Source organism: Peribacillus sp. N1, from assembly GCF_054600815.1.
The window spans coordinates 1,112,282-1,139,212 of sequence record NZ_BAAHZO010000001.1; the positions used below are offsets into that span (position 1 = coordinate 1,112,282).

A 26,931-nucleotide genomic window follows, 5' to 3' on the forward strand; every position below is an offset into this window, starting at 1 on the left:
TTTTTTTGTTTAGGCGCCAGCGACTAGTGGTATATTTTTTACAGATAGAATAACACTAGGTTTATTCCAAATTTATGGGCGGTGAATTCATGAAACAAGCAGATTGCATTATTATTGGTGGAGGTATAGCCGGTATTCAGGCAGCTATACAGCTCGGAAGATATAAACATAATATTATCGTCATTGATTCTTCTCAAGGCCGCTCCTCCATTGCCAAGGCTTACCATAACATTCTTGGATGGCCGGATGGGGTAAGCGGTAAACAATTAAGGACGCTTGGCAGACAGCACGCTGAAAAATTCGGTGTCGAATTCTTGGATGATACAGTGACAGCTCTAGAAAAAAAACAGGACAAGTTTTTTATCCAAACAAAGAATGACAGGCAATATCAAGCAAAAATGATTTTTCTCGGTACCGGCATTACCGATAACATTCCTCCAATCAAAAACATCTATCCAACTCTTGGGACATCCACATATATATGCCCTGACTGTGATGGGTATGAGATCATGGATAAGAAAACCGTTGTTCTTGGAGGCGGAAATACGGGTGCGGGCATGGCCCTTACACTTTTATATTGGTCAAAGGATATCATTTACGTAAATCATTTGAAATCAAAAATTGATGATGATTATAAGGAAAAATTGAAGGAAAATCAGGTTCCCGTAATCGAAGAAGAAGTTTGTGAGGTTCATGTCGACGACAAACAGCAGCTAACGGGCATACAATTGGTCTCCGGTAAAATAATCGAGGCTGAAAAAGCATTCACGGCGTTTAAAGGGAACAAACTAAATAATGACCTAGCCCTACAATTAGGTGTGCAAGTCAATGAAAACAAACATGTCTTGATTCATCCCCGGACTAAAGAAACGAATATTAAAGGAGTCTGGGCAGGCGGTGACCTCGTTGCACATTCAGAACAAGTCACCATTTCAATGGGGGATGGCACCCAAGCAGCGATATGGATTCATAAGAGGCTGTTAGGCCAGCCACTTCCTTACGATTGACAGCATAACGGAAAATTAAAAGGCGGCCTGCTCACCAGGCCGCCTTTCAAATTGTTGTTTTAAACTTTTCCACGTTAGCCTTTGATACACATCTACACTCGATCCCTTCCCTTAAAAACTTTAACCAAAATGAGAATGACCGCGATGATAAGCAAGATATGTATAAAGCCTGCAGCCACTTTAAAAACCAGACCAAGAACCCATAATAATATTATTACACCAATAATCGTCCAGATCATAATCCCCCCCTTTCTTCGAAGTTACATCAAAATTTTGTGCTTACATTTAAATTACCCATATCTTTCTTTAACAAACCCTTACCTATTTTTTTACATAAAACTGTAAATGCTGTAAATGATAATAAAGAATAAGGAATCTTCCATAAAGAAAAACATTTACAAGGAAGAGACTTTCAGGTTTTAAATGCTCTTCAATTCTTCAAAAGACAAAAAAACAAAAGAAGGAGTCGTTCATTCATGAAAAAGTTTTTAGTCATCTGTTTAACAGCCTGTTCCCTATTCTTAGTCAACCTGAATCACCCAGCTGCAGAGGAAAATAAAGCAAAAACGGAACGTGTACAATTCACTGATGCTCAAAAATCTGAAATCGCCAAGATCCAAAAGCAGATACTCGCTGACAAAAAGATATTGATCCAAAAATATGTCGAGTATGGCGCGCTATCAAAAGAAGAAGCCGATAAAATGGTTTCACATTTCGAACAACATTATAAAATGATGGAAGAACATAATTTCCAAATACCGCCGCACCGCCCACATACACGACACATGCATAAGTAATTGTAAGTTTTTCGCCTATATATCCTGATGATCCGACCTGACGAAAAGGCCGGATTTTTTTCATTTCTTTCGTCCTTGATAAATAAACCTTACGCGTTTACCATTTACTAAAGGATTTATATTTCTCTTTAGCGAAATACATAACTATGAGAAATGAAAGGGTGAAAAGGATGAACAAAATAGGTATAACAGCAAGAGACTTATTTCACTTGAAATCAGTGACCGATCCAAAGCTATCACCGGATGGCAGTATGGCGGTTTATGTCCAAACCAGAATCGATGAAAAAACGGAAAAATACATTTCCAATCTGTTTATGTTCAGCCTGATTACGAATGAAACAAAGCAATGGACGTTTGGGGATAATCGTGATACATCACCAGCCTGGTCCCCAGACGGCAAGCATATCGCCTTTATTTCAGACAGATCAGGGAAAAAACAAGTCCACATTATTGGGAGCATTGGTGGGGAAGCTCGCCAGTTGACCCATTTCGTTAACGGCGCATCAAAACCTATTTGGTCTCCTTGTTCCACCAAGTTACTGCTTTCTACCGGGTTAAAGGAAGACGAAAACCTTAATACGGATAAGGAAAATGATTTGACCAAAAAAGTTAATAGGTATGACCGGATTAAGTATAAATGGGATGGAAGAGGCTATTTTGATCAGTTATATCAGCAGCTAGTTATAGTAGACATTTTTAAGGGAGAATCCACACTGCTAACGGAAAACAATGTGGATCATCAACCGAATGCATGGTCCCCAGACGGACAGCATATTGCATTCATAAGCGGGGATGCAGAAAGAAGTGATGATGAACTTTTTTCCGATATTTTCATCATGGACCTTGAAACGAAATCTTTAGAGAAGATAACGGATAGTACAGGTTTCTTTAGAGATCCGAAATGGTCTCCAAATGGCGAGCATCTATCTTTCATTGGCCATAATAAAGAATTTGCCGGTGCCACCTTTTCAAATATCTGGTTATATTCCATTTTCGATCAAACGACTCAATGTTTGACCGATGGATGGGACGTCCAAATAGGAGATTCCGCAATTGGGGATTTCCAAATCGGAGCCGTCGACCCAGGTATATTGTGGACAAACGATAGCCAAGGTTTTTACTTTTTAATAAGTGATTATGGAAATACCGGGGTATATTATGGTTCGATTGAAGGAGCCATGTACCCATCAATCCTTGACCCGCAGCATATATACGGCCTGACTATAGATCCCGAAAGCCACCGTGCCGTCGTGGCCATCAGCACACCTGTTCATCCCGGCGATCTCTTTGCCTATAACCTTACCAATGGCGATAAGGAACAAATCAGTTTTGTTAATGAGGATTTTTTGAAGGATAAACATTTGTCCACGGCTGAACCAATAACATTCCAATCCGTTGATGGACTTACCATCCACGGCTGGATCATGAGACCGACCGATTTTGATGGTAATCAAAAATATCCGCTCATTTTAGAAATCCACGGCGGACCGCATATGATGTATGCCAATACCTATGTTCATGAATTCCAGACCTTGGCTAATGAAGGGTATACTGTATTGTTCACTAACCCGCGCGGGAGTATAGGATATGGCCAAGACTTCGTAAATGCCTGCCGGGGCGATTATGGAGGCATGGATTATAAAGACTTAATGGCTGGAGTTGATCACGTTTTAGCTACGTATGATTTTATAGACCATGAAAATTTAGGGGTATCCGGAGGAAGTTATGGAGGGTTCATGACAAATTGGATCATCGGACATACCAACCGCTTCAAGGCCGCTGTGACTCAGCGTTGCATAAGTAACTGGCTAAGTTTTTATGGGGTCAGTGACATTGGCTATTATTTTACAGAGTGGGAAGTTGGCGGCGATATCGTTAACTCTGCTGAAAAATTATGGCAGCACTCGCCATTAAAATATGTCTCCAATGTGAATACCCCTTTACTTTTACTTCACGGTGATAAGGACTTCCGCTGTCCCATTGAACAGAGCGAGCAATTTTTTGTCGCCTTAAAACGTCAAAATAAAGAAGCGGTACTTGTTTCTTTCCCAGATGAAACTCATGAAGTATCCCGAAGCGGATCTCCAAAAATGCGCTTGCAACATGTTGAGGAAATCAAAGGATGGTTCAATAAATATCTTTAAAAATAAAAACTCTGTTAGCAAAAGCTAACAGAGTTTTTGTTTTTAGTGTTGAATTTGGTCTCTGTCTTCGGAAATTGAACTTAAAGCATTTCCCGCCATTGAATTTGTCTGTTGGTGTACAGCAAGATCACCTAATGCCACGACTCCGACCAGCTTGTCATTCTCAATGATAGGGAGCCTTCTGATTTGTTCGGTAGCCATTAACTCCTCAGCTTCCTCCACTGACATATCAGGCGTGCCTGTTACAAGATTGGTGGTAATGACATCGGTAATTCTAGTCGAATTCGGCTTTTTCTCGGCAACACAGCGAATGACAATATCCCTGTCTGTTATAACACCAATTAAATGGTTATTCTCCAATACAGGAATGACACCAACATCATCATTCTTCATTTTGACTGCTGCTTCATATATATTATCTTCCGCAGTGCAACAGTCCACGTCTGTTGTCATGATATCTCTTAAATTAGTCACGGAAATCCCTCCATTTTTCATAAGTTGCTTGTTTATTTTTGACTTCTGAAGAGAAATTATTCATGGAACTCGTTCACGCTTCATTCCACATATTTCCCGTGATCCGGTTTAGCTAATGAATCGAATTCCTTTGCAAGCTTCGCTAAACCCATTTCCAGTTCTTTCCCTTCTACAGGATAACCATGTCCCGTTATGGCAACAGTCGGCTTCAGACTTTCCAATAACCTTACCGATTCCTTGGCAGCCTCCCAATCGGTTGTCAAATACCGCGGCGGGCCTGCTATTTCTTTCTCCTGAGTGATAACCTTGTATAGGGAATCTTGCCTGACATTCACAAAAGCATCTCCTGCAATCAAACTTCGGTCACTTTCACGGAAAAGTGATATATGTCCTTTCGAATGGCCAGGGGTGTGAACCCATTTCCAATCGTGAAGCCCGGGAACACTATGATCATCAGGCAATGGCTGAACTTTTTCATCAAGGTTGATTCCCTCATTCGGAAATACCCATGAAATTTTAGCGACCATCCCCCCTTCAACAGTAGGATCAGGTTCGGGGTAATTTTCCTGTCCCGTTAAATAAGGCATTTCTTTAATGTGGGCATAGACAGGAGCATTCCAATACTCCATTAACTCAATCAATGCACCAACATGATCGAAATGCCCATGTGTCAAAATAATCGCGGCAGGTGGATTTTGCGGTCCGTATATTTCTTCAGCAGTTTTCTTTATTACCTCTGCTGAACGCGGCATGCCTGCATCTATCAATACCCATTCATCATCTTTGGGTGACCCTATAAAAATTACATTAACGATTTGGACGGACAGACAATAAATATCCTCAGTTATTATCTGTACATCTCCACTGGAAACTGAAGTCATTGGCATGAATTTTTTATTCAAATGATTATCATCCATTTATAATCCTCCTAATTTGAACATGTTTTTTAAAGGATACCCTGTACGAGAAAATAAAAAACAACCTATAATTTATATAGGCTGTTTCAGACAGTAAGAAAGATTCGACAGCGAGTTTGCCTACAGTTCTTTAAAAAAGTTGCAGATGACTTTTTTCGACAGTCAAGGCACCTTTTTTCGACCGAACATGAGTTTTTCGGCCTTCACCACACTTTATTCGACCGTCCACTCAGTTATTCGACCTTCCCCGCACTTTATTCGACCGTCCACGCAAGTTATTCGTCCTTCCCTGCACTTTATTCGACCGTCCACGAATTTTTTCGACCTTCACTTCATTATTCGGAATATGGAGCTGTTATTTTGCAATCCCCGCTTTAAATCCGCTCCTTTCCGCCGACTGTGTGCCAAGCATCTATAGGGGGTCTCGGCTAGCCAGTTAAACCGAGTCTTCTTTTATAATCATGTTCGGGGTGCGAAACTCCCGAACCATCTATGTCAACAAACTGAAACAGCCTATAATTTGTTAGGCTGTTTCTCAGTATACATCCCGCCGGGTAAATACTGTAAAAGATACGATTAAAGCAAGCGCCCACCAAACGAGCAGAGTAATGACGGAGGATAATAAAGTCATCCCTTCAATCGGTGGAGCCGTACCGCTGATGTAAGCGGTCAATTTCAAATTCACCATAAAAAAGTATTTCGCTGATTCCCATGATGAAACCATATTGTTCAATATAGCCCCGGAAATTAATGCAGCCAGCATGATGCCCATGCCTGCAGGGGTGCTTCTCACTAAAACCGAAAGCATGAAAGAAAGGGTTCCTACAACAACCGCCACCAGCCAGACAAGTCCCAAATCCATCAATAGGAATTTCCATTGTTCCACTAACCTTACTTGACTGACATCCACGTCAGCCCCATTCAATTCGAATCCGGTTATTACAGGAGCCCCCCATCCTTGATATCCGAAAACGATACCTGATAAAAGGTAAGATAAAATGGCTGTCATCGCGACGATAATCGAAACTGATAATAATAATGTTACATATTTGCTCAATAAGATTTTCCAGCGCTCCACTGGCCTAGTCAGCAAAAGCTTGATTGTCCCTTGACTGCTTTCGGAGGAAACCATATCACTAGCCACAATCATGATCAACAGCGGAATGAACAAATCGATTGCATTTTCCAAAAACATGCGTGTAAAGGTGGCTGCGCCTGGTTCTGAGGGATTGATATCATGATCTAGATAATATTGCTGCTGCTTCAGACTAACTTGCAGCTGTTCACGCCACTCATCGAGCATCCTATTCGAGCCCAAACGATTTTGAGTATCAATGATTTGCTGCTGAAGAGCTGAACGCCAATCATCAGTTCCCAACTTCTTCCGCTGCTCTTCCACTTGTTTGTATTGGGCATATGTAAACATCAGAACTAAAATTCCCACGATGATACCGATTATGATTAACCGTTTCTTTGCCAACAACTTCATCATTTCATTTTGAATCAAGTTATTCAATGCCTGCACCTCCGACACCGGTAACTTGCAAAAACAATTCTTCCAATCCCGGGAGCTTTCGATTCATTTCATGCACCCTCACCCCTGCTTGGTTAAGTGCAGCATTCCATTCGGGTGTTCTGAGTTCATCATAGGCTGTAATGATATATTTTTGATCTATGGTAATTTCGGTGAAGCTGCTAAGAATTTCCGCTCCCTTTTGTATAGGTTCCACCCGCCAAAATATCCGCTCCTGCGTGGATAATAAGCTTTCCACCGTATCCGTTTTAATAATTTCCCCCCCTTTAATAATTGCAACCCGGTCACAAAGTTGCTGTATTTCACCTAATAAGTGTGAAGAAACCAGAACGCTCATACCTTCTTCTTCAGCCAACTTTCTGATGAATTGCCGCATTTCACGGATTCCAGCAGGATCTAGACCGTTGGTCGGTTCATCCAAAATCAAGAGCTTAGGGCTGTTCAGCATTGCCTGCGCGATTCCTAAGCGCTGCCTCATACCTAACGAATAAGTCTTCACTTTATCGTGAATTCTCGCTTGCAGACCGACGAGTTCAACAACCTCGATCATTCTTGTTTCATCAACTTCAGGTAACATTCTTGCAAAGTGGAGCAAATTATCCCATCCGCTCAAAAAAGGATACAACTCTGGATTTTCAACGATGCAGCCCATTTGCTTCATAGCCTTCGTAAATTCCTGACGGACATCATATCCGCATATATGGATGGAACCTGAGGATGGCTTAATCAAACCGACCAACATGCGGATCGTCGTCGTCTTGCCTGCTCCGTTCGGTCCTAAAAAGCCGAAAACCTCACCTTCATTCAGCTCAAAATCTATTCCTTTAATAATTTCCCTTTTGCCAATCCTTTTTCTCAAGTCCCTGACAGACAATGTCACCTGTTTCATCGTTTCACACCCTCCCATTTTATTAAAGGAGCAACTCTATCAGCAATTAAACGGTACCCCTTCTTATTAGGGTGAAATTTATCCGAATACAAATAATCATTTACCGACAATTGAAATAAATCAAATGTTGGAACGAAAATTGCATTTTTATAAAGAGCCACAACTTCTGCCGTTTCATTATTCCAGTCACGAACAATGCGGTTCGTATCAAAGTCTTCATCCAAATCTATAAACGGATTATATAGCCCAAGCAATAAAATGGTAGCTGTATCATTGACTTTATTGAATTCTTTAAAAATTTCATCTAAATTTCCCAAGAAATTCTTTTGTGATAAAGATATAGCTTCACGATCATATTCAAGCAGGGTCTGGCCTTTTTGAAATAAATCGTTACCCCCGATTGTAACTAAAATAACATCAGCTGCCTGGATTTGGCGCTTCACTTCCGGTTGTTTCACTTGCTGCACCAATTCTTTAGACACTTGTCCATTAATTCCGAGGTTATGAATGATTGGTTTTCTATTGTACTCGCTCTTCAAATCTTCAACAACAAGTCCAACGTAGCCTTTCCCTGTTTCATCACCTGTGCCGCGTGTCAATGAATCGCCTAATGCCACTACCGTAAAATCATCAGGAAGATCATTTTTAATGGGAGTTTCTTCCATTACTTCTCTATCGGAAGTTCCTTTTCCATAATGGTCAGTAATCGCCCATCCAAGGCAAAATAAAAAAAACAGGCCGATAAGAGCTGATACGATGGTAGCAGCCAACACTTTTGGTTTGCTCAAAACACTCATCCTTCCATTCATTCTCTACCTTCCATTAAATCATATTATTTCCAAAAATAAAAAACTGATTGTTCTGGTTAAAAATTCCAATTAATAAAAGCCTTTCCTTTTTAAAATTACCAGTAAAAAAAGGCTGAAAGGGGTTACAAAGGGGATTCTATCTAAATTTTATAAGAAAGTTGATTGGAGCGAGTGCCCTAGGTTCCTATCAACGGTTAAACATCCTAAAAAAAACTTTTAATCAAGTTTGTATACAGTCTGAGGGATTGGATGAATCCCATTCGCGTTTTCTGCTTGATCATTTAGCAGGCATTCTCTCAAACTTGTTGAGAGACAAGTAAAAAGACCTCTTCACCATGAAAGGTTAAGAGGTCCCTCGATATATTTTTCATCATTTTTCTATTTTACCTATGGGTTTTCCCAATACTTTTAATTTTATATCTAACCTCATGAGCCATATTGTAAGCAGCATCCCGATCAGCGTGAGTAAACCATAAAATAAATAGACAGCATATATTCCAGATTTCTCCAATATTATCCCGCCGCTGAAGGTACTGAACCAGTTACCCAATCCATTGCCAATGGCGGAATAAAGCGTTATTGCAGTTACTGTTATTCGTGCAGGGACAACTTCCCTGATATATTGTAAAGCTGCAGGAATGAATAAGCCAAGTGAAAACCCTTGAATGATCGAAGTCACATATACGGTAGCCAAGCTTGGTTCGGTGAAGTACAAAACCCAGCGAACCAATGAGGCCGTTCCAGCCAATAAGGTAATTGGCAGCAGGCCTATTTTATGAATCCAGGTACCTGCGATTCTCATAAAGGGGATTTCCGATAATACAGCTAAAAGGAAAGCAATGCCAATTCCTGTATATGTCCCTCCCCTTGCCTCTACAAACAAACCATAGTATACATTATTTGCGAGATTAGGACCAAATAGCAGGAACGTTATGGCAAGAAAGATAAGAAACCGTTTCATGGTGATCAATTCTTTCATTCCACCGAAAAGCTTCACCTTTTCACCAGGTGGCTCTTCAGGCAAACGAAGAGCTAGACTAGCCGCAATCAAAAGACCGAAGAAAAAGGCATAAAATATCACTGAAGGACCCATGAAGGATTCAGATAGCCTTCCCATTACAAAAACGGCCACACCGTAACCAAGTGAACCGAATAAACGGATTTTCCCATAATTCGATTTGATTTTTGTTGTATATTGAAGGGTGATGCTATCTGAAACCGGTATTATCGCACTTTGAAAGATAGCCAAAGCGATTGCGACGGATACGATAAGTAAATAGTGCTCGAACAGTAGGTAGCCTAAACCGAATACACCAGCAAGCAACGATGTAATTGCCAGTATTTTTGCTGGTCTCCCGCTCCAATCACAGACAATTCCCCAAAAAGGTTGAAAAACGATCATCACTATCGGTCCAACAGACATGATCGTACCTATTTCAATACCGGACAAACCAGCCTCATTGGCCAAATAAACGCTTAATAGCGGTGTTAAACTTCCCACTGCAAAAAAAGAAAATAAGTAAAATACCTTCAAGCTAATAATATTGACATGCTTTTGTTTATCCAAATCCAGTTCCCCCACGCAGACAGCTTCTTAAAGTTGTTGATTTCAATCATTGCTTCCTATTATGGATATTAAATAGGGAGCACGATATTAAAGACTGTACCTTTATTGACCTCACTCTCGACAAAGACATTTCCCAAATGGCTTTCTATGATTTTAAAGCTGATCATGAGACCTAACCCATTACCAGTTTTTTTCGTTGTGAAGAATGGTTCTCCCAGTCTCTTAAGCTGCTCTGGCGGCATCCCAATTCCTGTGTCGGTAATGGATATATGCACTTTATCCTCTTTAAGTTCAGTCATGACTTTTATGACCCCACCGTCAGGCATAGCCTCCATACCATTTTTAATGAAGTTCAAAATGACTTGTTTTAATCGATTCTCATCACAACGAACGAGGATCTCTTCTTCATTGAAATCCGAAATTAGCGTGATGTTCTTCTTCCTGGCTTCAAAATCCGTCAAAGATACGACGTTTTGAATGATCGGCACAAGATTCTTCGATTCCAATATCAAGGCCTGTGGTTTGGCCAATTGCAAGAACTCTTCAACTATCTCATTCACACGATTGATTTCGTCCATGATTATTTCCAGATATTCCAGTTTATTTTCGTCCGTTTCATCTAATTGCAAAAATTCCGTATACCCTTTCATGGAGGTCAGCGGATTTCGTATTTCATGTGCCACTCCAGCAGCAAGCTGACCGACAGCGGCTAATTTATCCTGCCGATGGAGCATCTCTTCCGATTGTTTACGCTCAGTTATATCATATCTAAGTGCCAGAAACTGAAATGGCTTTCCTTCTTCGCTGAAAAATGGAACAATTGTTGTATCGACCCAATAAAAACTGCCGTCTTTCGCCTTGTTTCTAATTTCACCATGCCAAACTTTCCGTTCATGGACGGTTTTCCACATATGTTCAAAGAATTCCTTTGAATGGTATCCAGAATTAACTATCTTATGTGTATGGCCTAGCAGTTCATCTCTCCCATAACCGGAAACCTCGGAGAACTTATCATTCACTTCGATAATGACTCCTTTATCATCGGTAATCGCCACAATCAAGGATTGGTTGATTGCATATTGCATATCCTCCAGTTCCTTGATTGACCCCTTTAGTGCATTTTCTGCTTTTTTACGACTGGAAATATCTGAACGGATCGAAATATATTGATATGGCTTACCTTTTTTCATAAAGGGAACGATAGTTGTATCCACCCAATAAAAATTACCGTCTTTAGCCCGGTTGCATATTTCACCATGCCATGTTTTCCCTTGGCTGATCGTTAGCCATAGGTCAGCGAAAAATTCTTTTGTATGATAACCAGAATTGATGATGGAATGATTTTTCCCTACTAGTTCATGTTTTTCATATTGTGATATTTCCAGGAATTTTTCGTTAACATATGTAATGATTCCTTTTGCATCCGTGATGGCGACTATCGCCGATTGATCTAAAGCAGAACGGATATCGCTCACAGTATTGTCGCTTTTTGCCAACCGCCGGCCAACTATCGTACTTGAAGCGATCAAGCTGGCAAGGATGAATAATGAAACGAAGCATGTAAGATAAAGCATAAATGGGGTGAGTGGAACAAATTCACCCGTTTCATTTTTCGTGTTCATCGGTAACACTCTTAAAAAAAGATAATAGCCTTCAATGATTGCCCCGCTCATCAAGAGAGTACTGATTGGCTTTAGCGAGGATTGACTTAATTTATTAAAATAAAATAATATTGCAAGTGCTGCTACAAATAAACTAAAGATACTTAAAAGCGTACTGAAGACCGACAATGGACTAAAGTGCAAAGAATGGTTTAAAGAAGATGTTCCCATTATATAATTGGATAAAATGGCCATCGTAAACATGAAGCCGCAAAAAACGATTTGCAACACTTGTGTCTTATACGATATGGCCAATAACCCAACTCCTGCGAGAGCTATCGCCAATGCTAACGAAAAAATTATTGTAGCAATGTTGTATGCTGCCATTCCTGAATTATCAAGGGTGAATATGACCACAAAATTAAGAGTCCAAATAGCCACTCCCATAGAGCAGCTGCTCCCAATATACACCAGGCGTTTATATTTCTCTATCGTCAGTAATGTTGTCAGTAAATCCAACGCCGTATAGCACGCCATTATTATCAAAAGTACTGCAATCATAAAGAGGACAGGATTTGATGCCACTATTGATTGTTCCATTTTTTTACTTGACCACCTCAAACGTTCTATTCTCCTATATTGTAATGGAAATCCATAGTACCTCAAAGGTTTTTTATTTCCTTACTCCTATATATTTACACACTGACTATTTCGGCGCTCCTTATATCTCAAGAAAATGCTGGATTCCATCATAAAATCATAAAAATTAGAAATACTATTGTTTTGTAAGGAGTAGAATAGGATTACATGGTATTGACAAGCATTTTCAACCCTGTTTCATCATTGCAGGACATTATCAATAACAGAAATAATTATTCGAGAATATATTAATCAAGAATGTTAATTTCTTTATTTAATTATACCTATAGGTTTATAATTAAATAGAACCTATATAGAGAGAAGGAGTGGGTGGCATGATTATGTCAGACCTGGCAGGTGCAAGTACAACAGAAATTATGCATAAGAAGACCCAGCATAAAAAATTAACACTGAGACAAGTTTTACAAAGAGGTCTACTAATTACAATCGGTGCGGTTTTGATGGCTGTCGGCCTCGAGATTTTTTTAGTGCCGAATAACGTAATCGACGGGGGCATAACGGGTATATCGATTATGTTATCTTACATTACTGGATGGAAGCTCGGAATCTTTCTATTCATTTTGAATCTTCCTTTCTTTTTTATCGGTTATAAACAAATCGGCAAAACCTTCGCATTATCTACCCTTTATGGAATTTTAGTCCTTTCCATTACCACTACATTGCTTCATCATGTACCAGCTTTCACTCAAGATATCCTCCTAGCGTCCGCTTTCGGCGGAATGATTCTTGGCATTGGTGTTGGAATGGTCATTCGATATGGCGGCTCATTGGATGGTACAGAAATACTTGCCATACTCGCTAGCAAGAAGCTCCCTTTTTCCGTTGGGGAGATCGTCATGTTTTTTAATTTATTCATCCTTGGCAGTGCGGGCTTCGTATTCTCGTGGGATCGTGCCATGTATTCGATCATTGCTTACTTCGTGGCATATAAAACGATGGATATCGTCATCGCAGGTTTGGACGAATCCAAATTTGTTTGGATTATCAGTGATGAATTTAATGATATCGGTGATGCCATAATGAATCGCCTTGGACGGGGCGTAACCTTTTTAGCTGGTGAAGGTGCATATTCTGGTGATGATAAAAAAGTCATCTTTTGTGTAATAAACAGGCTTGAGGAAGCTAAACTTAAAGAGATAGTCAAAAGTTTCGATCCATCTGCATTTCTTGCCGTTGGGGATATCGCGGAAGTTCGAGGCGGTCGATTCAAGAAAAAAGATATCCACTAATCATTCACCTGCTTTTTGCTTGATCCAATTGGCAAAAAGATAAAAAAAGCTGAAGGGAGAATCCCCTTCAGCTTTTTTTATGACCTTAATAGTTTCTTGGATTGTTGATTGCTTGAAGCATTCTGGTGCCGGGTTTCATCTCGCTGCTACATAACGGACAAACGTGTTCATCATTACTTGTAAAGTTATCGCGAATCCAACCTTTGCAATCTTCTGATGTACATTCCCACACCTTTGTTTCTTCAGGAATGATTTCTTCCGTATTATTTCTTCTATACATATATCTCACTCCTTAGAATTGAATTGACTCCGTCCTGCATAACAGATCACAAGCCATAAAGATAAAAGAAGAATAGATGGCGTTTAATCTAAATTGTGAGTAAATACCCATTCGCAAATCTAAGTATGATCATTGTTCTTTCAACCAAACTTTTTGAATGGTAAGAACTTGAGATTACGACATGAATTTTTCATATCTCATATCCATTATAACATATATATGCTTTATATATTTGAGGAAAGATTCTAAAAAAGAAAGTAGTCCCCAAAATGAAACACAGTCCCTGACTTACCCTTCAAGATAATCGAGACTGCGCTGTTTAAGAATCCATTTCATATGGTTCTTCCTGCTCGTTCGATGGAACATCGAGCATGAGAGTAATTTTTAATGCCAAAACCTAAAACAATGAAAGCCCTGCCTCTCTCCCATCCATACGGTTCCTAGACCGTGCCTGCGAGAATCAGATAAAAGCTTGTAAGTACATGTTTATTAATTAAAACCGTCCGTAATTCCAATTGGGTAGATTAAATTCCAAAAGACAAATGGTACATAGAAGTAAGTTAATGAAGAACAGAAATGGATCGAGGAAAATACTTGGTGATTACATGTATTTCTTTTTTCTAGATATGTTTAACTTGATTCTACTTCATCATGAAAATGATGAAAAATTATTTTATTAATAAAAATGTTACTTTAAATTACCCTCCAGTGCTTTCTTTTCATAACACTGAAATTTAATGATACCACACATATTTTTATATGTAAAGCATTAATCCAGAATAAAACCACTCCGCCCTACTTCATTTTAAAATAAAAAATAAAGAGGCTAAGATTCACCTCTTTTATTTAAACGCATTATATTCATTTTCAATTTTAGGAAGTTCCCTGACTTCCTCAACTAATTGACTTCCACACATTGGGCAATCATAGTTTTCCGAGGCAAAATCTTTTCTCATCCAACCATTACAATCTGCTGATCCGCACGCATATACTATCGTATCTTCCATAACGATTTCTGGTTCCTCTGAATTCTTTTTACCAAAATACATGAGCAACCTCCTCTTTTTTATATAAAGAATCTGATTAAAGGCGCGAAATTTCACCTTTTTATCATTCCTAGTATACGCATTAAACCATATTCTTATTTATTCAATGAAGAAATTATCCAAAAAACCTTAACACCTTTCGTTTTCCAGTCCTGCTTTAACCAAGATTGCCTTAATCATAAAGTAGGAAATATGCTCAGGCAGGGCTTCTTTTAATGGTTTCAATTTGTCAGAATCCAATTGTTTCGCAGTTTCCAAAACAAGATTAAAATCTTTCTCCAAGAAAATCTCATCCCAATTGATATCCAAGTGTTCTTCTGCACACTTTAATAAATGATTTTCAATTGAAATGGCAGACAATTCTCTCAATGTCCCTATTTCCTTGATTGATTTACCTTCCTGATATAAGCGATAGCTTTCTAAGTGAGATGGTTTAGTTGATCTCTTTACCGTTTCCTTTGTAACCATAGTATTCGTTTCTAATTCAGGATGTGCCTGTACATACTCGGAAATCACTTGTAAAAACGCAGCTCCGAAGCGTTCGAATTTCTGCACCCCCACCCCTTTCACTTCCAGGAATTCCTCTTCCGTCCTCGGCAGTTTGACGGCCATATCTTTCAGGGATGCATCGGAAAAAATAATGAATGGAGGTACATTTTCCGTACTTGCCAATTCTTTTCTTAACTGCCTCAACTCTTCAAACAGCCCATGATCAGCACTGATGCTGCTTACTTTTTTTATTTCCTTACGCAGTACTTTTTTCTGTCCCAAAAGCACTTCCCTGCCAGCATTGGTAACTTTAAGAACCGGAAACTGTCCGCCCGTCATTTCGATATACTGTTTTGCTGTCAGGAAATCAATGAAATCACCTACATCCTTCGCTGATTGATCATTGATGATTCCATAGGTTGAGAGCTTCTGGAATCCGAACTCTTCAATTTTCTTATTGCGTGATCCCGTAAGAACTTGGGAAATCATCGTTTTACCGAATCGCTCACCCATTCTCAACATGCATGAAAGGACCATCTGTGCCTGTATAGTTACTTCAACAGAGTCACGTTTATCTGTACAATTTTCGCAATGACCGCAATCTTCAGGGTTTTCTTCTCCAAAGTATCGCAGAATGAAGGCTTGCAAACACCCTTCGGTAAAACAATAATCCTTCATTCTGTTCAATTTCTTCAATTCCTGGGCTTGCCACTCCTGCGAGGGATTTGATTGATCAATTAAGAAACGCTGTATCTGCATATCTTGAGGGGAATATAAAAGGATACATTCACTATCCAAACCATCCCTCCCTGCACGGCCCGCTTCCTGGTAATAACTCTCCATGTTCTTTGGAGTCTGGTAATGGATGACGTATCTAACATTCGATTTATCGATACCCATACCAAAGGCAGATGTCGCTACCATCAAGGGTATGTCATCACGAATGAATTGATCTTGCTGTTCCGAACGGTCTTTTTCATTCATTCCAGCATGGTATCGACCTGTTTTGAATCCCGCTTTTATAAGCTTCGCATACAAGGAATCGACTTCTTTCCTAGTGGCTGCATAGATGATACCCGATTCATTTTTGTTTTTCTCTAAATAGCGCATTAAAAACCGGCCGCGATTTTCTTCTTTCACTACGGAAAAGAACAGGTTATCTCTGGAAAATCCCGTTGATATTGTATGCTGCTCTGTTATTCCGAGCGACTGACATATATCTTCCGTCACATGCGGTGTGGCTGTTGCGGTTAATGCCAGTACTGTCGGAGCTGATGGCATGTTTTTCAATAAGGTTTTGATTTTTAAATAGCTTGGTCTGAAGTCATGACCCCATTGAGATATACAGTGGGCCTCATCGATGGCTACCAATGAAATATCCACATTAAATAAATCCTGTTGAAATGCAGGATTTTCCAATCGTTCTGGCGCCAAATAAACCAACTTATATCTTCCGTGTTTAATATCGTTCATTCTATTGGATGATTCCAACCCAGAAATGGAGCTATTAAGAAACGTGGCATCAATCCCAGTTTGTTCGAGGGCATCTACTTGATCCTTCATCAAGGAAATTAGTGGGGATATAACGAGTGTTACACCTGGTAACAGAAGGGCTGGAATTTGGTAACATATTGATTTACCTCCGCCGGTAGGCATGATTCCCGCCGTGTTTATTCCTCCCAATACCTGTTCGATAATCTGTTCCTGACCTTTTCGGAATGACTCATAACCAAAGTATTCTTGTAAATATTCACGTGCTTTTTCCATCAATTCACTATTCCTCCTATTTACCTTCTAAGGATTTATAAGGATCTACTTCTTCCATTGTACCTGCTTTTCCCGACAACCTAAAGGACAAAAAAAGCAGACACATTATGCCTGTGTCTGCTTTTTAAATATATAAACATGTTTTGCATGGTTAAATTAATTCAGGATTTGCACTTTAACGTTTTTAACGCCCCAATTCACGGCATCCTGTTGGTTTGGAACAAATATGTCCACTCTATTCCCTTTGATGGCACCGCCTGTATCGGCTGCCGTTGCGTAGCCATAACCTTCAACATAAACCTTTGATCCTAGTGGAATGACTGAAGGGTCCACGGCAATTACCTTTGCATCAGGATTAGCTTTCAAGTCCACTCCTGTGGCTGTTGTTCCGCTGCAGCCTTGACAATCAGCCGTATAGGCTGTTGCACTAACAGTAATCTCTTTTCCAGCTTCTGCTTGATCTTGGGATTCATTGTTGGTGTCTGCTGGTTCCGATTGTTCATCCGGCTTCGTTTGTTCTGCTGGCTTGGATTGTTCTGCTGGTGCAGCTTGCTCTGCTTGTGGAGCTTGCTCTGATTTCTGTGCAGGCTCTACACTTGCAGCTTCGACTTTGTTAGCTGCTGGTTTAATGACCAGCTCTTGATCAGGATGGATTGTATCTGAATTTAAACCGTTCCAAGATTTAATATCATTTACCGCTACATCATATTTGTGTGCAATTCCCGATAATGTGTCCCCTGACTTTACTTTATAATGCTTTTCTTGAGAAATATGTATGGTTTCTCCGGCATAAATAGCGTCAGAAGACAAATCGTTCCAAGACTTAATATCTTCTATTAATACTTTATATGTTTGAGATATCCCCCATAATGTGTCTCCATCTTTCACTTTGACATCCTCTGCTTGTACCGGAATTGTAAATGCACCGGATATTGCAGCGGCTGCCGCTAACGATAAGATTGATTTTTTCATATGTTGTTACCTCCTTGTGAGCTGCTTTATAAGCTACGAGTTAAATCTTAACATAGTTTTTTTCTATACAAAGAACAAACAGATAAAGAATAGATGACAAACATCACAGTAAGATAACGGGACCATAACAAGATTTTATAATATTCTGAAAAAACATCATTTTCCAGATAATTTCCTTTCCAGACCAGGGAAGTCATATTATGCATTACCCAGGCATAAAAATTTAAAGGCTATATCTTTACAAAGGAGGTATTTTTTTGACTCGCGAAAAGACTTTTACCTTAGTTAAGTCATATAAACCTTTCCATAGTAAATTCGATCCGTGCCCGCCTATTGGGAGAAAGTACTACAGGACACCTCCTAATTTGTATATTAATTTCCAACCGCCGAATTTGGAACAGTTCACACCGGAGGAAGCTTTGAAATACGGTACACTTTGGAAATTCTTTTATGATTTTTATGATAATCCATATCGTGAAAGGGAGACATAAATGAATAAGAAACTGGATGATGAATATTATCAGTTGCTTGAACAAATACAGGCTGCCGATTTCGTACTTGTCGAGTTGACTCTTTATTTGGATACACATCCTAACGATCAGCAAGCATTACAGCAATTCAATCAATTTCATGAATACTCCAAACAATTGAAATCAGTTTTTGAGCCTAAATATGGTCCATTATTGGGTTTTGGAAACAGTCCAGGCGGTGAAAATAAATGGGAATGGGGCCAAGGCCCTTGGCCATGGCAGGTATAAGGAGAGATATCTATGTGGGTTTATGAAAAGAAGCTGCAATATCCAGTTAAAGTAAGAGACTGTAATCCTCAATTGGCAAAATATTTAATAGAACAATACGGGGGTGCTGATGGCGAGTTGGCTGCAGCACTCCGATACTTAAATCAACGATATACAATTCCTGATAAAGTGATTGGCCTGCTTACGGATATCGGAACGGAAGAATTTGCCCATCTCGAAATGATCGCCACGATGATTTATAAGCTTACAAAAGACGCCACCCCTCAGCAGATGGCTGCAGCTGGTCTAGGTGACCATTATGCCAATCATGATAGTGCCCTTTTTTATCATGACGCAGCAGGAAATCCATTTACTGCCACATATATCCAAGCCAAAGGCGACCCCATTGCAGATTTATATGAAGACATCGCCGCTGAAGAGAAGGCCAGAGCAACCTACCAATGGTTGATCGATATCTCGGATGATCCTGATATCAATGATTCACTCAGGTTTTTGCGTGAGAGGGAAATTATCCATTCGATGAGGTTCAGAGAAGCTGTGGAGATTTTAAAAGAAGAAAAAGGTAAAAAGAAGTTTTTTTAATGAAATTCACATAAAAAAAGCAGCGGAGAAAATCCGCTGCCTTTTTCATTTACGGTCTGAAGAATATGTCCAACCATCTTCCTGATAAATCTTTTCTTCTTTCATCAGTTTACCGAGAGCACGCTTGAACGCTCCCTTGCTTAAACCGAAGTGAAACTTGATATCATCAGGTGGCGTTTTGTCGCCATAAGGCATTGCACCGCCGCGATTCATTAAATAAGTGAAAATGACATCAGCATCTCCCCCCATTAAATCTTGTTTAAAGGGGATTAAAGAAACGTTAAGCGTTCCATCTTCTTTACTATCAATGACGCGCCCTTCAACTAATTCACCAAGACGGGGCTCTTCATTGCGTTCACTTTCGTGAATGAAACAGCGGTATCCTTCTTGTGAAATAAAGAAAGACCCAACCATAAGCAAACGATAGACATTTCCCTTAATACTGGTGTTTCGTACTCCTTTTAAAGGAGCTGGCACTGCAATCTCCTGAATTACATCTTCCGTTGCAAGTTTACCAAACAGGCGGTCATTACGATCTGTCTTCAGGGATACATATAGACGATCACCAACCTCGGGCCATAATCGATCTATATTCGGAAGGTCGTCCAGTGATACAAGAATATCTTTGGAAAGACCGATGTCAACAAAAACACCCAGTTTCCTTTTCACATTGACAACTTCCGCCCAGCCATACTGATCAATCTGGATTTCGGGTATCTTCATTGTCGCTGTTAGCCTTGCTTGTTTGTCATGGTAGATGAACACAGTTACTTCATCGCCAATCTCAAGTTCCGTTCCTTCATTCATTTCATTATGATGAAGTAAGACATCTTCTGAACCATCTGTTAAAAACCATCCGAAATCAGCCTTACGTTCCACTTCTAACTCTACAGCCATGCCGGCCTGAATTTTTTGCATGTATAAAAATCCTCCTGTAACTTACCTTTACCTACAATTGTACCCAATTATTTATATTTCCAACATATTTGAATTTATCATTTTTTTGTTGTTCTGTATACCTATTACGGTTTTTTATTTTTTAACACTTGCTTTCTTCATGGAATGCCTGCGGAACCAGAATATGCCCTTGTTTACCGTTACTTAATAAAGTATGCATGATCACTTTGGATAATTGGCTCGGTTTATACGGTTTAACTAAATAATCCTTTGCTCCCAATGAAATTCCCTTCTCCCTTTCGTCAAGTGCGGTCGATACAAAAACGGGAATCTCATTCAAATCAGCGGAACCTTTTAATTCCCTCAAGTTCGTCCAGCCGTCCAGCTCTCCCTCTTCAAGAAGGATATCCAGTACAATGGCATCAGGAGGTGAGCTTTTTAGCTGATTAAGTCCGAACTGCTGATATTGCTTTTAATGAATTGTGCAAACTCAACCAGTACAAGATCCCCCACCGAGTGTCCGTATTGATCATTCACCCTTTTAAAGTGTTCAAGATCAATGATGCTTATCGTAAAATGACGCCCTGACCGCTTCAGTGTATCTTCAAGAAATCTTCTATTATATACCTGTGTCAACTCATCAATAAGGACCGATTGATCAAAGATTTTCTTCCGCTGTATATGCCTTACTATCTTTACAATAAACTCATCGATATCAATCGGCTTACCAATAAAATCATCCGCACCCATCCTGAATGCTTTTATCCGTTTATGTTTATCGTTCTGAATACTGTTCATGATCTTCGGTATGACATATTTTTCGTTATTAAGATGAATCTCCTGAAAATTTGAAAACCATCCTTTGCAGGCAACTGAATATCAAGAATAAGGCAATCCGGCTGCATTTCAGAATATTGATTTGACGCTTTGAAGGGGTCGGCATTCATTATGACCATCCACCCCTTATCCTCCAATAAATCTTTCTATAAAATCAACATAGATAATTACCATCTTGCACAATTTATTTAGGATTTGTCATAAAGTTTACTTATTTACTTAACTAATCTTCTAAACCCGCGATTTCAAACTCTGGTATTTCGGTGATATAATTTAAGGATCAACTGAAAGGAAAATGAAATCATACATGACAAAAAAATTGTATTACACGTCCACCAAGACTTCCCAATGGGATACCAAAATTCGGGAGACCATTGAAGAAAATGGCTTTTACTATATCACTCTTGAAGAAACCGCTTTTTATCCCGAAGGGGGCGGTCAGCCTGCAGATACTGGTAAAATAGAAGGAATCACCGTTCTTGACGTTATAAAAGACAATGATGGAAAGATTCTTCATAAGGTGGAGAGACGGCCAGATTCAGAGATCGTTCACTGTGAACTTGATTGGTCCCGCCGCTTTGATCATATGCAACAGCATAGCGGCCAGCATTTACTCTCTGCCGTCTGCAGGGAACTGTTCGACTCTAATACAGTCAGCTTTCACCTTGGGAAGGAATATATAACGATTGATATAATGACAGGATTCCAATGGACTGAAGTACATACGGCTGCTGCTGAAAAGCTAGTTAATCAATATATTATCGAGAATCGCGAAATACTTATCTATTACGTGACAAACGAGCAATTACAGACACTTCCTGTCGTCAAAATGCCTAAAGTTTCAGAGAATATCCGTATAGTTGAGATAGAAGGGATTGAATATAACCCTTGCGGCGGAACCCATGTAGGGCGTACTGGTGAGATTGGCTTAATAAAATTTTTCAAAGCTGAGAAGCAGAAAGAACATACCCGTCTCTATTTTAAGTGCGGCAACAGGGCATTGAACGATTATTCCGAAAGCCTAGGAATTCTTTCAGCATTATCGAATATGTTCAATACCGGACGTACAGAGATACTGAATAGGGTGGAAAAATTGGAAAATGACTATAAGCAGCTGCTATCGGCAAACGAAAACTTAAAACTTGAAAATGCAAATTTTCTTGCTGACTCCCTGCTTGCAGAAAATGGAGGGGGATTCATCTCTCATATTTTCGAAGATAGCTCAATGAAAGAACTGCTTTACCTTGCAAGTACGATTGTAAAAAAGGAAAAGGTTACCGTATTATTAGCATCACGTAAGGAGCAAAAGGTCATCCTTTCACACAGTGGGGACATCCCCTTTCATTGCGGACAATATTTTAAAGCTGAACTCAGTTCGTATAATGGGAAAGGCGGAGGGAACGAACAGACTGCACAAGCAGGTTTTACATCACAAAATGACTTAATCGCATTTTTCCAATACACAGTTAAAAATTTAGGCCATAATCCTGGTGTATAAAACCGTTCCGTAATGATGGCATACGTGGTGAACACGGAAATCATGACTTCTCCGATTGAGAATAGAGAGGACAAATTAATTCCTCTCTCTTGTAGACAAAAGGGCTTCCATCTGAATTATTAAACAAAGTTGATTAGAACGGAAGGTACGAGACTCCTGCAGGAAAAGCGCGTCCAAGGGAGACCCCACAGGCGCCAAGAGCGCCGAGGAGGCTCCCGGACCGCCCGCGGAAAGCGAGTGCCTGGAGTGGAAATCAACGTTCATATTCTGACACTCCTTCAAAAAAATGTAGGCAATCATAATAAATATCCAATTTGTCTACAGTCTGAAGAGAGGACAAATAAAGTCCTCTCTCTTTTTATTCTTCCATTTTCAATTTCCCTAACCCGCGTTCTTCAATATGTAGATGGTATTTTTCCTCGAGCTCCATGATACGGATAAACGCTTCCTCCTGATTATATTCATGGTTTTCCGACTCCTCGGCAAACTCTTTTCTAGCCAAATGATAGGCAAGCTTATCCCTGAACACTCCTTCTTCATACTCATTTATGACTGTTTGAAGTTGATCCTCCAATTCCCGAGTCAAATCATAAATTTCATATTCCTTCACAAACTGTACTCCTTCCACGCCGAAATCTTTGGCAAAGGAATTAATATACTGTTCCATCTCACTAAATTCTTCTTTATTATCTTCAATATCGGAAGCAACCCAATATCCGTACTGAACCATTTTGAATAATGTTTCATACTGTTTCTTGGTAAAATTGATTTTCATTGTCGATACTCCTTTTCCTGTTTCCTTACAACAAAAAGAATAAACCGCAATGGAACAAAAGTCCAATGCGGTTTATCTCAATCCAATATTTCCGTTACAGAAAAATAAGCTGCTTTTTCCGTATCTACTACATAATGGCAATCGCCTTTAACTAGATTATAATAACGGTGCTTTTGAATGTTTGAAATCATTTGAGTTGAGTCATCGCCTTCTACCTCATGCTCTAGTTCTTTGCCGCCCGGAAAATAAAAGCCAACTTTCAATTTCATCTTTCTCATCCTTCCCTTCGTCTGGTTGAATCACTCTTTTATTTCATATCCTTTCTCATGCATTTATAAACATAAATAAAATGCTTATTCGCTTTTTCCATGATATTCTAGGGGAAAATACGATATTCAGAAGGTGTTTTTATGAAGATAAGGAAAGCCATGGAACAAGATGTACGTGGAATAGCAAATGTACATATAAACAGCTGGAAAACGACTTATAAAGGAATCCTCCCGGATCAATATTTGTCTTCCATGAATCTGGAAGCCAAAAAGAAAAACTGGATTAGAAATTTAAAGATGCTGCATAATGCCACCTTTGTAGCGGAAAACGCCAATGGGGAAATCATCGGTTTCGCTGCTGGCGGCCCTGAACAAACGAATGATCCGCATATTCAAGGTGAAGTATATGCCATTTATTTTTTACAAGAATATCAACGACAGGGACTCGGCCGAAAAATGATAAAAGCGGTCATACATGAGCTTATGAAAATGGAACATCAGAATTTAATAATATGGGCATTAAAGGATAATCCTTCATGCGGTTTTTACAGAGCACTTGGCGGTCAAGTGATAGCTGAAAAAACCGTTAAAATGGCAGGCATCGAGCTTATCGAAGTCGGTTTCGGGTGGGAAGATATTCATGATATCCTTTTGCATTTGTAAGCATTCCCGAGGAGGGTGGTTACTCTCCACCCTCCCCCTCTCATGTCTCGATAAGGAAGGCTTTTTTCTCATTACCTAAAAAATAAAGCCGGTGCAATGGCCTTGTCATTGTTACGTACAGCAATTTGATATCAAGTTCATTTCCATGGCAATACATTTCTTCGAGGGATATTGCAAATACGACATCGAATTCGAGACCTTTGGCTTGATAGGATGGAACAATCAACGTTTTATCTTTTGGGATATTTCCCGCTTCATCTATTAAATGAAAGCCTTGATGAAATCCACTTAGTTTCTCGTTTGCCAGTTTGCAATCTTTCATCGTTTTGGCAATAACGGCAAACGTTTTAAAACCTTCTCCTTTAAGGCTTGCGATAAGATCGATCAGCTCTTCTTCCCAACCTTCCTTTTCAATGGAAATGAATTCTGGTTCCTTGCCATGACGAACTACAGGTTCAACTTCCGGGAAATCGTATGTTAACATCTGAAGTATTCCATTAGCTCTTTTCATTATTTCAACAGTTGTTCTGTAGCTTTTTTGTAATTCAGTATAAGTCGCCCGAGGGAAAATACGACTGTGAACCTCGTCCCACGTTTGAAGTCCGCGATATGAATGGATGCCTTGCGCAAGATCTCCTACTAGTGTGAACATATCGGTATCCACTGCCGTCTTTAATGCCTGTAACTGCATGAAGCTATAATCCTGTGCCTCATCAATGACGACATTTTTTGCTTTGTTTTCTTTATCGACACCAAAAAGCCGCTCATGAAGATATAATAATGCTCCTAAGTCCTCCATCTCATAACTTTTAGCAGAGAATAATTTATGATTATACTCACATAAAACACTGGCATCTTCAACAGTAAGTTTACCGTTACTGTACGAGGCGAGACGCTCGGGATCTTGGTATAATTCCTGATAGTAATCCAGGAGATCTTTACTTTTGAATTGCTTAAAATACCCTTTTACCGAAGTACGGATCGCCTTTTGGACCTGCCCCATCCTTTCCTCTTTCTTATCGAGGCATTTTGTAACAAAGTCCTTGCGAATGACTGGATCGATATTCTTATTAAGAGCTTTCTCAATTTTGGCATCATAAAAATCAACTACACGTTCAAGGATTGTTTTCTTTTTCAATTTCACTTCATTTTGTAGTATGGCCTTCAGTTTGTCCAGCCTGCTGTATAACGGTAAATACCAATAATCCTCTTCCAATAATCTAATGAACTTCTTAGCGGAATAGAGGCGATATTTATCACAATAAAAATCAGCATCTGGATGAAAGCCCCTGAAAATATCCTTTACATATTCGTCCAATATATATTTAAAGGCAGGGGAACCCTTCAGACCTGATATCCAGACGGCTGAATTAATTTCTTCATCATCATTTTCCAGCAATCGAGTTAATTTATCATCCGCGATAAGCTTCACTTGCTTTCCTATCGCTGTCTGAACATATTCCGAAAATGTAAATTGTTTTACCTTTTCGACTCCCAATTCAGGTAAAGCTTCAGATATGTAATCAATGAAAACCCGGCTCGGAGCAAGAATCATCAATTGACGCGGATCGAACAAGTCTTTATAGTGATAAATGAAATAGGAGATCCTATGTAAAGCAATTGTGGTTTTACCACTGCCCGCTGCGCCCTGAACAATGATAGGTTTATTCAAATCTGCCCGAATGATTTTATTTTGTTCTTCCTGGATCGTGGTAATGATATCTGTCAATCGATTGCTGGAACTTTTGGAAAGGGATTCCTGCAACAATTCATCGGTTGTTGTCAAATCAATGTCCCTTATCTCCTCCAGGATACCTTCTTCTATCATTAGCTGTCTTTTTAAAGTAATGTTCCCGCTGAATGTCTCCCCTTCCGCTTCATATTCTATTTCACCAATCCGCCCCTCATAATACAGGTTTGCAATCGGTGAACGCCAATCGACAATAATCTGTTCCTGGCTTTCCCTCTGATAAAGCGATGCTTTTCCGAAATAAAGGACTTCGCCTCTATCACCGTCATTCCTTTCAAAATCCACTCTTGCAAAGTAGGGTTTTTTACTTGCTTTGCGTAAACTTTCAAGTTCGGTTTTGGACATCTCAAAAAAGTTGGCCGTCGTCAGCAGCTGTGAATATAAGGCTGATTCAGACCAATCGGCATCGCCAAAAGCTTCTTGCATATTCCTCTGAAATTGATCTTTGCTTGTTTCTGATGTTTTGATGACTACATCGATATAACGTTTCGTAAAATCCAGCCGCTGTCGTTCCTTTTCAAAATCAGGGTGATTTCCCAATAAAATCATTCCCCTTCCTTGTGTATTTATCAAACTTAAAATGCCGATGCTAATACGAAATGGACATTTATACTATCAGAAAAGCCAATGGTTGACAAATCTGGAGACATAGAATTATATAGTTGAAATTTACCCCTTCCCTTATATTTCATATAATTCGAAGAATACACTATATATTCG

27 protein-coding genes are annotated in these 26,931 nt (G+C 39.5%); 9 read left to right on the forward strand and 18 right to left on the reverse strand.

The window, feature by feature from the left end; genetic code table 11:
- Positions 1–89 precede the first annotated feature (89 nt).
- The gene (locus ACYP5M_RS05250; protein ID WP_459734751.1) at positions 90–1,007 is read left to right on the forward strand and encodes an NAD(P)/FAD-dependent oxidoreductase; all 918 of its coding nucleotides are present in this window, start codon (positions 90–92) and stop codon (positions 1,005–1,007) included.
- Positions 1,008–1,099: 92 nt separating this feature from the next.
- Here the strand turns inward: ACYP5M_RS05250 and ACYP5M_RS05255 are convergent, their stop codons facing one another.
- Positions 1,100–1,246, reverse strand: coding sequence for a lmo0937 family membrane protein (locus ACYP5M_RS05255; protein ID WP_459734752.1), 147 nt, complete (start codon positions 1,244–1,246; stop codon positions 1,100–1,102).
- Positions 1,247–1,483: 237 nt separating this feature from the next.
- On the opposite strand from ACYP5M_RS05255, the gene ACYP5M_RS05260 reads away from it, so the two are divergent.
- Together ACYP5M_RS05260 and ACYP5M_RS05265 are read left to right on the forward strand one after the other, a co-directional pair.
- Positions 1,484–1,804: a YckD family protein gene (locus tag ACYP5M_RS05260; protein ID WP_101225110.1), complete on the forward strand. Its 321-nt coding sequence runs from the start codon at positions 1,484–1,486 to the stop codon at positions 1,802–1,804.
- Between the two features lie 170 nt (positions 1,805–1,974).
- A complete protein-coding gene (locus tag ACYP5M_RS05265; RefSeq protein ID WP_230175809.1) occupies positions 1,975–3,948 on the forward strand; it encodes a S9 family peptidase in 1,974 nt (657 codons plus the stop codon).
- Between the two features lie 42 nt (positions 3,949–3,990).
- Here ACYP5M_RS05265 and ACYP5M_RS05270 read toward each other — a convergent pair whose 3' ends face one another.
- The 7 genes from ACYP5M_RS05270 to ACYP5M_RS05300 all read right to left on the reverse strand — a co-directional run bounded on the left by ACYP5M_RS05270 (position 3,991) and on the right by ACYP5M_RS05300 (position 12,339).
- Positions 3,991–4,422, reverse strand: a complete 432-nt coding sequence (locus ACYP5M_RS05270) for a CBS domain-containing protein (protein ID WP_101225112.1) — start codon at positions 4,420–4,422, stop codon at positions 3,991–3,993.
- A gap of 80 nt (positions 4,423–4,502) precedes the next feature.
- Positions 4,503–5,339, reverse strand: coding sequence for an MBL fold metallo-hydrolase (locus ACYP5M_RS05275; protein ID WP_434167096.1), 837 nt, complete (start codon positions 5,337–5,339; stop codon positions 4,503–4,505).
- Positions 5,340–5,874: 535 nt separating this feature from the next.
- Positions 5,875–6,855 (reverse strand): ABC transporter permease, encoded by a 981-nt coding sequence (locus ACYP5M_RS05280; RefSeq protein WP_459734753.1) that lies wholly within the window; start codon positions 6,853–6,855, stop codon positions 5,875–5,877.
- Entirely contained in the window at positions 6,848–7,762 is a 915-nt protein-coding gene (locus ACYP5M_RS05285) for an ABC transporter ATP-binding protein (protein WP_230175807.1), read from the reverse strand. The genes ACYP5M_RS05280 and ACYP5M_RS05285 overlap by 8 nt, the downstream gene beginning before the upstream one ends.
- Positions 7,759–8,550: an SGNH/GDSL hydrolase family protein gene (locus tag ACYP5M_RS05290; protein ID WP_434167097.1), complete on the reverse strand. Its 792-nt coding sequence runs from the start codon at positions 8,548–8,550 to the stop codon at positions 7,759–7,761. The genes ACYP5M_RS05285 and ACYP5M_RS05290 overlap by 4 nt, the downstream gene beginning before the upstream one ends.
- A gap of 391 nt (positions 8,551–8,941) precedes the next feature.
- A complete protein-coding gene (locus tag ACYP5M_RS05295; protein ID WP_434167098.1) occupies positions 8,942–10,138 on the reverse strand; it encodes an MFS transporter in 1,197 nt (398 codons plus the stop codon).
- Positions 10,139–10,206: 68 nt separating this feature from the next.
- Complete coding sequence (locus ACYP5M_RS05300) at positions 10,207–12,339, reverse strand: PAS domain S-box protein (RefSeq protein WP_434167099.1); 2,133 nt, start codon at positions 12,337–12,339, stop codon at positions 10,207–10,209.
- Positions 12,340–12,755: 416 nt separating this feature from the next.
- Here ACYP5M_RS05300 and ACYP5M_RS05305 point away from each other — a divergent pair, with 416 nt between their 5' ends.
- Positions 12,756–13,628, forward strand: coding sequence for a YitT family protein (locus ACYP5M_RS05305; RefSeq protein WP_397315077.1), 873 nt, complete (start codon positions 12,756–12,758; stop codon positions 13,626–13,628).
- An 85-nt stretch (positions 13,629–13,713) separates the two neighbouring features.
- On the opposite strand, the gene ACYP5M_RS05310 is transcribed toward ACYP5M_RS05305, so the two are convergent.
- From ACYP5M_RS05310 to ACYP5M_RS05325, 4 genes are all read right to left on the reverse strand, one after another.
- Complete coding sequence (locus tag ACYP5M_RS05310; protein ID WP_034307294.1) at positions 13,714–13,908, reverse strand: cold-shock protein; 195 nt, start codon at positions 13,906–13,908, stop codon at positions 13,714–13,716.
- An 842-nt stretch (positions 13,909–14,750) separates the two neighbouring features.
- Positions 14,751–14,957 carry a cold-inducible protein YdjO-related protein gene (locus ACYP5M_RS05315; RefSeq protein WP_061463486.1) on the reverse strand — a complete coding sequence of 69 codons (207 nt, stop codon included), beginning with the start codon at positions 14,955–14,957 and terminating at the stop codon, positions 14,751–14,753.
- Positions 14,958–15,083: 126 nt separating this feature from the next.
- Positions 15,084–17,210 carry a DNA helicase RecQ gene (recQ, locus tag ACYP5M_RS05320; protein ID WP_459734902.1) on the reverse strand — a complete coding sequence of 709 codons (2,127 nt, stop codon included), beginning with the start codon at positions 17,208–17,210 and terminating at the stop codon, positions 15,084–15,086.
- A gap of 156 nt (positions 17,211–17,366) precedes the next feature.
- Positions 17,367–18,182 carry a 3D domain-containing protein gene (locus ACYP5M_RS05325; protein ID WP_459734754.1) on the reverse strand — a complete coding sequence of 272 codons (816 nt, stop codon included), beginning with the start codon at positions 18,180–18,182 and terminating at the stop codon, positions 17,367–17,369.
- Positions 18,183–18,439: 257 nt separating this feature from the next.
- On the opposite strand from ACYP5M_RS05325, the gene ACYP5M_RS05330 reads away from it, so the two are divergent.
- The 3 genes from ACYP5M_RS05330 to cotJC are packed head-to-tail and all read left to right on the forward strand — an operon-like array spanning position 18,440 to position 19,522.
- Positions 18,440–18,673: a spore coat associated protein CotJA gene (locus tag ACYP5M_RS05330; protein ID WP_063234475.1), complete on the forward strand. Its 234-nt coding sequence runs from the start codon at positions 18,440–18,442 to the stop codon at positions 18,671–18,673.
- Positions 18,674–18,940, forward strand: a complete 267-nt coding sequence (locus ACYP5M_RS05335; protein ID WP_063234474.1) for a spore coat protein CotJB — start codon at positions 18,674–18,676, stop codon at positions 18,938–18,940.
- A 12-nt stretch (positions 18,941–18,952) separates the two neighbouring features.
- Positions 18,953–19,522, forward strand: a complete 570-nt coding sequence (gene cotJC, locus ACYP5M_RS05340; protein WP_101225121.1) for a spore coat protein CotJC — start codon at positions 18,953–18,955, stop codon at positions 19,520–19,522.
- Positions 19,523–19,567: 45 nt separating this feature from the next.
- On the opposite strand, the gene ACYP5M_RS05345 is transcribed toward cotJC, so the two are convergent.
- From ACYP5M_RS05345 to ACYP5M_RS05355, 3 genes are all read right to left on the reverse strand, one after another.
- Positions 19,568–20,440 (reverse strand): CvfB family protein, encoded by an 873-nt coding sequence (locus ACYP5M_RS05345; protein ID WP_452445147.1) that lies wholly within the window; start codon positions 20,438–20,440, stop codon positions 19,568–19,570.
- A 121-nt stretch (positions 20,441–20,561) separates the two neighbouring features.
- On the reverse strand, positions 20,562–20,837 hold the full coding sequence (locus ACYP5M_RS05350; protein WP_459734903.1) for a hypothetical protein: 276 nt from the start codon (positions 20,835–20,837) through the stop codon (positions 20,562–20,564).
- A 20-nt stretch (positions 20,838–20,857) separates the two neighbouring features.
- Positions 20,858–21,217: a diguanylate cyclase gene (locus ACYP5M_RS05355; RefSeq protein ID WP_101225123.1), complete on the reverse strand. Its 360-nt coding sequence runs from the start codon at positions 21,215–21,217 to the stop codon at positions 20,858–20,860.
- Positions 21,218–21,563: 346 nt separating this feature from the next.
- Between ACYP5M_RS05355 and ACYP5M_RS05360 the strand changes: the two genes are divergently transcribed.
- Positions 21,564–22,754, forward strand: coding sequence for an alanyl-tRNA editing protein (locus ACYP5M_RS05360; RefSeq protein ID WP_459734755.1), 1,191 nt, complete (start codon positions 21,564–21,566; stop codon positions 22,752–22,754).
- Positions 22,755–23,112: 358 nt separating this feature from the next.
- Here the strand turns inward: ACYP5M_RS05360 and ACYP5M_RS05365 are convergent, their stop codons facing one another.
- Both ACYP5M_RS05365 and ACYP5M_RS05370 read right to left on the reverse strand, forming a co-directional pair.
- Complete coding sequence (locus tag ACYP5M_RS05365) at positions 23,113–23,529, reverse strand: hypothetical protein (protein WP_452445152.1); 417 nt, start codon at positions 23,527–23,529, stop codon at positions 23,113–23,115.
- A gap of 77 nt (positions 23,530–23,606) precedes the next feature.
- A complete protein-coding gene (locus ACYP5M_RS05370; RefSeq protein ID WP_034307314.1) occupies positions 23,607–23,798 on the reverse strand; it encodes a hypothetical protein in 192 nt (63 codons plus the stop codon).
- Positions 23,799–23,939: 141 nt separating this feature from the next.
- Between ACYP5M_RS05370 and ACYP5M_RS05375 the strand changes: the two genes are divergently transcribed.
- Positions 23,940–24,461: a GNAT family N-acetyltransferase gene (locus tag ACYP5M_RS05375; RefSeq protein ID WP_434167104.1), complete on the forward strand. Its 522-nt coding sequence runs from the start codon at positions 23,940–23,942 to the stop codon at positions 24,459–24,461.
- 40 nt (positions 24,462–24,501) lie between these two features.
- Here the strand turns inward: ACYP5M_RS05375 and ACYP5M_RS05380 are convergent, their stop codons facing one another.
- On the reverse strand, positions 24,502–26,760 hold the full coding sequence (locus ACYP5M_RS05380; protein ID WP_434167105.1) for a HelD family protein: 2,259 nt from the start codon (positions 26,758–26,760) through the stop codon (positions 24,502–24,504).
- Between the last annotated feature and the right edge of the window lie 171 nt (positions 26,761–26,931).